Source organism: Streptomyces lycii (assembly GCF_009735685.1).
GTDB lineage: Bacteria > Actinomycetota > Actinomycetes > Streptomycetales > Streptomycetaceae > Streptomyces > Streptomyces lycii.
Genome location: NZ_WHPN01000001.1, coordinates 1 through 8,912, shown reverse-complemented (window position 1 = coordinate 8,912; position 8,912 = coordinate 1). Strand labels below are relative to the sequence as shown.

General features: G+C 75.6%; 5 protein-coding genes and 1 pseudogene. 5 read left to right on the top strand and 1 reads right to left on the bottom strand.

The window, feature by feature from the left end; all coding sequences use genetic code 11:
* Positions 1 to 2,980: pseudogene (locus tag GCU69_RS33120) on the top strand (hypothetical protein); the annotation flags it as partial.
* Positions 2,981 to 3,172: 192 nt separating this feature from the next.
* On the opposite strand, the gene GCU69_RS00025 reads toward GCU69_RS33120, so the two are convergent.
* Positions 3,173 to 3,733, bottom strand: a complete 561-nt coding sequence (locus GCU69_RS00025; RefSeq protein ID WP_170315740.1) for a hypothetical protein — start codon at positions 3,731 to 3,733, stop codon at positions 3,173 to 3,175.
* A 404-nt stretch (positions 3,734 to 4,137) separates the two neighbouring features.
* On the opposite strand from GCU69_RS00025, the gene GCU69_RS00020 reads away from it, so the two are divergent.
* From GCU69_RS00020 to GCU69_RS00005, 4 genes are all read left to right on the top strand, one after another.
* Positions 4,138 to 6,756, top strand: coding sequence for a nitrate- and nitrite sensing domain-containing protein (locus GCU69_RS00020; protein ID WP_098750690.1), 2,619 nt, complete (start codon positions 4,138 to 4,140; stop codon positions 6,754 to 6,756).
* On the top strand, positions 6,753 to 7,193 hold the full coding sequence (locus tag GCU69_RS00015; RefSeq protein ID WP_098750689.1) for a roadblock/LC7 domain-containing protein: 441 nt from the start codon (positions 6,753 to 6,755) through the stop codon (positions 7,191 to 7,193). The genes GCU69_RS00020 and GCU69_RS00015 overlap by 4 nt, the downstream gene beginning before the upstream one ends.
* A gap of 9 nt (positions 7,194 to 7,202) precedes the next feature.
* Positions 7,203 to 7,616 (top strand): DUF742 domain-containing protein, encoded by a 414-nt coding sequence (locus GCU69_RS00010; protein WP_098750688.1) that lies wholly within the window; start codon positions 7,203 to 7,205, stop codon positions 7,614 to 7,616.
* A gap of 184 nt (positions 7,617 to 7,800) precedes the next feature.
* Positions 7,801 to 8,912 (top strand): universal stress protein (locus GCU69_RS00005; RefSeq protein WP_156204781.1); only part of this gene is annotated, 1,112 nt, incomplete at its 3' end.

Genomic DNA, 8,912 nt, shown 5'->3' with positions numbered 1-8,912 from the left:
GGCCCCGGAGGGCGGCGCGCGCGGACCGGCGGCGCCGGGGCCCGGCGCCGACGGAGAGCCGCTCACCGCGGAGGAGCTGGACCGGAACGCCGAAACGCTGCGCGAGCTGCTCGAATCCGGTGTCGGCGCCGCCGAGCGGCAGCTCTTCGAGCTGAGGACGGCCGCGGCCGACGACGCCCGGATCCTCGGTGCCCTCGGCGACGGCGGCCTGCTGCCGCCGGGCCCCGATGTGCTGGCCGCCGTCGAGTATCTCGGCGAGCAGGGCATCCCGGCGCTGCCCGGCTGGCGCTATCTCGCCCAGTCCGTCGCCCCCGAGGACCACGCCGCCGTGCTGGCGGCCCGGCCCGAACTGGTCGACGGCGTCGTCATCACCGACCCGGCCACCCACGCCAGGGCCCGCGAGGTCCTCGCCGGCGCGGCGCTCCTGCCGCGTTCCGCCGTGGCCGTCGGCACCGCCGCCGCGCTCCTCGCGCCCGCACACGGCGCGGCGCACTCCGAGGTGTTCCTCGTGCCGCCGAACCCGGCCATGCACGACGAGCACGCCGCCGACGGCGAACGGCAGGCGCTGCGGGCGCGCGCCGCCGACCGGGACGAGGAGATCCGCGCCCTCGCGGCCCGGCTCGCCGAGGACCGGGCGCTCGCCGCCCGGATCTCGTCCTGGCGGGCGGGCTGCCCGGAGGGGCGGCTGGCCGAACTGGCCGAGGCGGCACGGACGGCCCGGGCGTCCGCCGACGCCGCGCGGGACCGGCTCACCGAGGCCCGCGCGGCCCGCGCCGAGGCCGAGGAGGCGGCCACCGAGGCAGCAGCGGTGCGCGACGCCCGGCAGGAGGAGGGACAGCGCGCCCGCCGGGCCGCCGACGCCCTCGCCGGGCTGGCCTTCCGGCTCCGCGAGCGGGCGGGCTGGCAGAGCCGGCTGCGGGAACTCGCCGAGGAGATGAGCGAGTACGAGGAACGAGCCGCCGCCTGCTGGGAACGGGCCCAGGCCTCCGACGAGGACCGCCGGGCCGCCCAGCGCACCGCGGACGACGCCCGCCGCACCGCCCGGACCCTGCGGGCGGAGCGGGCCGAGATCGCGGGCGTCCTGGAACACACGGAGGATCCGGCGGACCCGGACGGCACCGGCACGGCCGAACCGCGGCCCCGGGCACGGAAAGCCGCCCTGCCGGACCTGCGGGAGGCGTACCGGGCGGCCTCCCAGCTGTACGAGAAGGTCGGTGTCGGCGCCGATCTGCGGGCCGAGCAGGCCCGGGCGGAGAGCGACGAGAGCGCGGCCCGCGCCGAGCTCGACCGGCTGACGAACAAGGTCCGCACCCGCGCCGCCCAGCTCCTGGAAGACCCCGACGGCGCCGACGGCCCGTCGCGGCAGGCGGCCGCCGCCCGCGCCGAATCCCTCGTGCAGCTCCTGGAGTCGCGCTCCTCGGCCGCCAGCGAACGCCTCGGCCGGTACCGGGGCGAGGCCGAGCGGCTCGCCCCGGCCGGCGGGGAGTCCCACACCGAGCTGCCCGCCGGGCTCGTCCCCGCCGACGCCGAGCACGCCCAGACCCTGCTGCGCGCCACCACCGCCGAACTCGCCGCCCGTACGGAGGAGCTGGAGCAGGCGCGGGCGGCCCACGCCGGGCTGCTGCGCGACCACCGGGCGGCCGAGGACGCCGCGGGCGGCTTCGACGAGACGGCGTCACTCCTGCGCGACCTGCTCCGCGACCCGGCCCACGCCGCGGAGGCCGAGGGCGAGGAGGCACCCGAGCCGTATCCCGGCGGGCCGGACGACGCTCGGCAGGCGGCGGCCGAGGCACGCCGTTCGCTGCGCGGCTGCGCGGCGGACCTCTCGGCCGCCGAGGCGGCGGTGCGCGAGGCGAGTGACGTCCTGGTCCGGCACGCCAACTCCACCCGCTACGAACAGGTCCGCACCCCGGCCCGGCAGCAGATCCGGGAGCTGCCCGCCTCCGCCCTGCCCGAACACGCCCAGGCCTGGCAGGACGCCTTCGCGCCCCGGCTGCGCGTCCTCACCGACGAACTGGAGCAGCTGGAGCGCAACCGGGACAGCATCGTCGACCGGCTGCGCGGGCTCGTGGAGTCCTCCCTGGCGACCCTCCGCTCCGCCCAGCGGCTGTCCCGGCTGCCCGACGGCCTGGGGGAGTGGTCCGGCCAGGAGTTCGTCCGCATCCGCTTCGACGACCCGGACCAGGCGACGCTGACCGAACGGCTCGGCGAGGTGATCGACGAGGCCACCCGCAGCGCGGTCCGGAAGAACAGCGACCTGCGCCGCGACGGCATGTCCCTGCTGCTCCGGGGCGTCGCCGCGGCGCTCCAGCCGCGCGGGGTCACGGTCGAGATCCTCAAGCCGGACGCGGTGCTGCGCGCCGAACGCGTGCCCGTCGGGCAGATGGGTGACGTCTTCTCCGGCGGCCAGCTGCTCACCGCCGCCATCGCCCTCTACTGCACGATGGCGGCCCTGCGCAGCAACGACCGGGGCCGCGACAGGCACCGGCACGCGGGCACGCTCTTCCTGGACAATCCGATCGGCCGCGCCAACGCCACGTATCTGCTGGAGCTCCAGCGGGCCGTGGCCGACGCCCTGGGCGTGCAGCTGCTTTACACCACGGGCCTGTTCGACACCACGGCGCTCGCCGAGTTCCCGCTCGTGATCAGGCTGCGGAACGACGCCGACCTCAGGGCGGGGCTGAAGTACATCAGTGTCGAGGAGCATCTCCGTCCCGGCCTGCCGAAACAGGACCCGGGGGAGGAGACGGTGCACGGGGAGATCACGGCGACCAGGATGTACCGGCGCCCGCCGGAAGCCGGTTCGGGCCCCGGCTCCGGCCCGGGCAAGGCCCCGGAGCGGCGGGATCGTCCCGGCGGGGAGGAGCAGCGGCCGGACCCGCGGGAGCAGTCCGAGCGGCAGCGGCGGCCGGAGACGCAGGAGGAACCACCGGGGCGGCGGGAGCACGCGGAAACGGCCGGCGGGGAGCCGAACGGCTGAGGGCGCCGCGCGGACGTCCGGCGCGGGCGGCTCGTCACACCGCGTCCGCCCGCCGTCCGCCGCGCCGTCCCGGCCGTCAAGTCCCGGCCGTCATGCCCCGGTTCACCGCGTCCCGGCCGTCATGTCCCGGTTCGTCATGTCCCGGGTCGTCATGTCCGGGCCCGTCACGTTCCGGTTGTCACGCCCCGGCCGTCATACGGAGGACAGCCGGCCTGCCCGTCCCCGTGGCCGGGCGCGGGCTGCCGCCCGGGCCGCGCGCCGGGCCCGCCGCCGCTCCCGGCGCAGCGCGCGCGCCGTGCTGCTGGGCACGGACACGACGCCGTTGCGCTGGTTCCAGACCTGCCGGGTGATCCACACGTCGAGGACGCTCCAGGTGGCGACGACGGTCCCGCCGACGGTGCCGAGCACCGCGGGGAAGGCGAACCAGACCTGTGCCAGGGTGCACAGGAACGCGACCATCGCCATGATCAGCGTCACCGCGACGATGATGACCGCGCGCACCGCGGCGGTCCGCACCGGATCGGGCAGGGGCGCGCGGACGGCGGGCTCCACCGTCCACAGGGAACGCCCGTTCCGCCGCCCGGGCGGCGGAACGGCGTCGAACGACCCGTCCGCCGGGATGAGGTGTTCCGGACCCTCCTCCGCCGCTTCCGCGCGATGTTCCGCGGCAGCCGCTCCGGGACGTTCTCGGGCCGGTACGTCCGCCGTGCGTCGCTCCGGTACCTCCGCCGTGCGCTGCGCCTCGGTGTCCATCAGACCTTCAACTCCCCCCGCGTGGTGATACCCGTGGTGCCGGGCGCGAGGTGCCCGGTACTCCGGCGGCTGCCCGCCACGCGCCCATCCGAAAACTGATGCCGGGGCGGCGACATCGCGAGCGCCCCCTCGCAGGAGATCACGACCGGGACGCGCCGGAGGTTCCCGCCGTACCGGGTTTCAGGTCCCGTACGCGAGATTCTCGGCCAATTTCGGTCGCGTGTCCTGTGCCACAGGCATGGAAACGATGTCCTGGAATCGCCCGAGAACTCCGGAAGCCGTGTGCCCCCGCACCGGTGAAGCATCGGACTGGCCTTCGAGTTGTCCCTCTACCAGTAGTAGGCTCGCGCCGTTTGCAGGAGGAACACCACCCCCGGCGTGCTGGGGTTGACGTAGGGGAGGCCATGCGCTTTCGCGGGAAGTCGATCCGCAGGAAGATCGTGGGGCTGCTTCTGGTGCCGCTGGTGTCCCTGACCTCTGTGTGGGCTTTGGCGACGGTCATCACAGGCAGTGACGCCAAGCGGCTTCTGGACATCAGCCCGCTCATCGAGAAGGTCGGTATTCCGGCCGAGAATCTCGCGCAGAGAATGCAGGAGGAGCGCCGGCTGACGCTGGTCTATCTCGCCGACCCCCGGGAGTCGGACGCGCTGTCCCGGCTGCACAGCCAGGAGGACGTCACCGACCGGGCCGCGGCCCGGCTGCGGGACGCCCTCCGCGGCGCGGACGTCGCGGACAAGATCCACTCCGATTCCGGTTCCGACCAGCAGGTCACCGAGATCCTCGACGGGCTGGACGAGCTCGACGGCATCCGGCGGAAGGCCGAAGAGGGCACGATCTCCCGCGACGACGCCTTCGCCGCGTACAACGAACTCGTCGAGCCCTGCCACAACCTGCTGCTGGCGCTGCACGCCTACGCCCTGGACGAGCTGGAACTCGACCAGGAGGGCCGCGCCGTCATCGGCAACATCCGGGCCCGCGAGGCGTTGTCCCGGGAGGACGCCCTCCTCGCCTCCGCCCTCACCGCCGGCACCATGACGGAGAAGGACGTACGGACGTTCGCGGACCGGGTCGCCGACCGCAAGATGCTCTACCGGCTGAACCTGCCGCAGCTGCCCGGCAGCGAGCGCGAACGCTACGAGAAGTTCTGGTCGGGCTCCGACACCGCCGCCCTGCGGGCCACCGAAGAACGCGTCATCCGGACCGGCCCGGAGGCCGCGGCCACCGTCAACGCCGAGCGCTGGGAGGCCGCGACGAGCGACGCCCTGGAATCCCTGGACCGGATGGGCGTCGAAACCATCGGCCGGTACCAGGACCGGGTCGAGCCGCAGGTCATGAAGGTCGTGCTGGGCGCCGCCGCCGTCGCCGTGCTCGGGTTCGTCCTCGTGGTGGTCTCCGTCATCGTCTCCTTCCGGATCGGCCGCGGGCTCGTCCGTGACCTGACGCGGCTGCGCAAGGACGCCCACGAGGTGTCCGGCGTCCGGCTGCCCGCCGTCATGCGCCGGCTCGCCGCGGGCGAGACCGTCGACGTCGAGACCGAGGCACCGCGCCTGGAATACGGCCAGGACGAGATGGGCCAGGTCGGGCAGGCGCTCAACACCCTGCAGCGGGCCGCCGTCGAAGCGGCCGTGAAGCAGTCCGACATGCGCCGCGGGGTCTCCGAGGTGTTCGTGAACCTCGCCCGCCGCAACCAGGTCCTGCTGCACCGCCAGCTGACCCTCCTCGACGCCATGGAACGGCGCACCGAGGACACCGACGAGCTGGCCGACCTGTTCAAGCTCGACCACCTGACGACCCGTATGCGGCGGCACGCCGAGGGTCTCGTCATCCTCTCCGGCGCGGCACCGTCCCGGCAGTGGCGCCGGCCGATCCAGCTGATGGACGTCGTCCGGGCCGCTGTGGCCGAGGTCGAGGACTACGAGCGGATCGAGGTGCGGCGGCTGCCGCGGCTCGCCGTGAACGGTCCCGCCGTCGCCGACCTCACGCACCTGGTCGCGGAGCTGCTGGAGAACGCCACCGTCTTCTCGCCCCCGCACACCGCGGTGCAGGTGCTCGGCGGGCGCGCGGCCAACGGCTTCACCCTGGAGATCCACGACCGCGGCCTGGGCATGGCCCCCGAGGCACTGCTCGACGCCAACCTGCGGCTGGCGGAGACGCCCGAGTTCGAGCTGTCCGACACCGACCGGCTCGGCCTGTTCGTCGTCAGCCGGCTCGCCCAGCGGCTCGGCGTGCGGGTGTCGCTCCAGACGTCCCCGTACGGAGGCGTCACCGCCGTCGTGTTCATCCCGGCGACCCTGCTCACCGAGAAGCCCTCGGGCACCCTCGGCGACGCCTCGGAGACCTCCGGGTCGACCGGTGAGATCGCGGCCCCGGCCGGCGGCCGGATGGCGGCGCTCGCGCAGGTGCCGGTGCCGCTGAGCGGCGCCCCGTCGCAGCCTGTGCCCGCACTCGACGGGCCGGTGGAACTGGAGGCGCCCGTCGACCCCCTGGAGACGGGCGAGGACGACGACGAGGGCGGCATCTTCCGGTCCCGGAAGCGGATCGCGCGCCGGCCCGGCCCGGCGCCCGTACCGGCCGCGGAGCAGCACCAGCAGGCCGACGACGACGTCTCCGCGGGACACGCGGGCACGGACGGCGGGCCGGCCGAGCCCTCGTCCCTGCCGCGCCGCCGCCCTCTGCTGGTCTCCGACCACGGCCGCCCCGTCGACACCGCGGGACGCCGGGGCGCGGAGCCGGGCGGCGGACGCCCCCGGCCGGAGGACGACGGCGGCCCGCGGCCGCTCGGCGGACTGCCCCGGCGGGTACGCCAGGCCAGTCTCGCCCCGCAGCTGAAGGAGGAGCCCGCACAGCGGGCGGAACAGCAACGACCCGCGGACCCCGAGCCCGAGCGCGACGCCGAGGAGGTGAGGTCGCGGATGGCCTCACTCCAGCGAGGTTGGCAGCGCGGCCGGGCCCACTCCGGTGACGACACCGGAACCGCGGGGGACACAGCACCAGGAACGACATCTGAGGGGGACGGTCGATGACCGCACCGCACGCCACGGGACACGACGGCAAGCCGAGCGGAGCGGGCGGACTGAGCTGGCTGCTCGACGAGCTGGTCGAGCGCGTCGGCAGCATCCGCAAAGCGCTCGTGCTGTCCGGCGACGGCCTGCCGACCGGCGCCTCGCAGGGCCTGACACGGGAGGACGGGGAGCATCTGGCCGCCGTGGCCTCCGGGTTCCACAGCCTCGCCAAGGGTGTCGGCCGGCACTTCGACGCGGGCAGCGTCCGGCAGACGGTCGTCGAGCTCGACGACGCCTTCCTGTTCGTCACCGCGGCCGGTGACGGCAGCTGCCTCGCCGTGCTCGCCGACGCGGACTCGGACGTCGGCCAGGTCGCCTACGAGATGACCCTGCTGGTCAAGCGGGTCGGTGTGCACATGGCCACCGCTCCGCGCGCCGACCGGCCCGTCGGAGGGTGACGGGGTGACATGAGCGCAGACGACCAGGACGAAGCACGCTGGTTCGACGACGCGGCCGGGCCGGTCGTGCGGCCGTACGCGATGACGCGCGGCCGCACCCGGAGCGCGGCGAAGGACAAGCTCGACCTGATCGCCGTGGTCGTCGCCCAGGACAGGGAGGATCCGGTCTTCCGTGACGGCGCGGCCGCCGTGGACCAGGACCTCTCCCCGGAGCATGTCGACATCGTCGAACTGTGCCGGGACGTGCCGCAGTCCGTCGCGGAACTCGGCTCCGCGCTGGATCTCCCGGTCGGGGTGATCCGGGTCCTGATCGGCGACCTCATCGACGCCGAGCTGGTCCGGGTCTCCCGCCCGGTGCCTCCGGCGGAGCTGCCGGACGAGGACATCCTGCGCGATGTGATCAACGGCCTCAGAGCACTCTGACCGCCCCGCGGGACTCACGGCCCCGGCCGGCTCACCAGCCGGCCGGGGCCGCGGCACGTCCGCCGCACGCCCTCGGCAGGGCAGCACCCGGTGTCCCGCGGTCGCGCGCGGGGCAGATGAGGGGGAGCCGTGCCGAGGAGCGGCTGAGCGGCCCGAGGGCGGGACTGAGAGAGGCAGGGATGCGGTGACGGAGCATGTGATCGCCGGGGTGGACGGCTCCGAGGGCGGCCGCGCGGCCGCCGTCTGGGCCGCCGGCGAGGCGGCGGCGCGCGGGACGGCTCTCCGCCTGCTGCACGCCGAACCGCCGGAACCGCAGGCCCGGCCGCCGCTGCGCGGCGTGGGGGAGTGGCGGCGCGGAGCGGAGCGCATGGTGCGGCACACGGCGGAGGCCGCCGCCCGGCACGGCACCGGCGCGTCCGTCTCCGGTGCGCGGGTGACCGGGGACGCCGCGGAGGTGCTGAGCGGTGCGGGCGCCTCGGCGGAACTGCTCGTGCTCGGCACCCGCGGACTCGGCGGCTTCGAGGGCCTCGCGGTCGGGTCCGTGGCACTGGAGGCCGCGGGCCGGGCGCCCTGCCCGGTCGTCCTGGTGCCGCCGTCACCGGCGGCGGACGGGGGCGCCACGGGCCGGGCGGCCACCGAGAAGGGGGCCGGGGGCGGCCGGGACGCCGCGGACCGGGCCGCCGCGGACCGGGAAGCGCCGGGCCCGTACGCCACGGACCCCTGTGCCACGGACCCGGACGCCTCAGCCCGGGACCTCGACGGCGGCGACCTCGACGGCGGGGACCATAACGGCGGGGATCTCGACGGCGGGGAGCTCGCGGGCCCGTACGCCGCCGGACGGGACCGTGCGGGCCGGGAGGTGGGCCGGCACGACGCCGTTCCGGGCGCCGCCGTCCACGGGCCCGGACCGGAGGTCGTCGTCGGAGTGGACGCCCGCCGCCCGGACGCCGGGGCCCTGCGGTTCGCCTTCGAGGCGGCGCTGCGGCACGGAGCCCGGCTGCGGGCCGTGCACGCCTGGTGCCTGCCCGCGCCGTACACCGTGCCCTGGACGCCGTACGACGTCCTGGAGGAGGAACGCGGCGGCTGGGAGGACCACGAGGTGCAACTCCTGGACGACGCGCTGCGCCCCTGGCGGAAAACGTTCCCGGACGCGGACGTCCTGCCCGACGTGCGGCTGTTCTCCCCCGCCGAGGCGCTGGTGCGGGTCTCCCCGGGGGCGGTTCTGCTGGTCGCCGGCCGGGGCGGCGGCCCGGCGCCGCGCCTGGGCGCCGTGACGCACGCGGTGGCGCACCACGC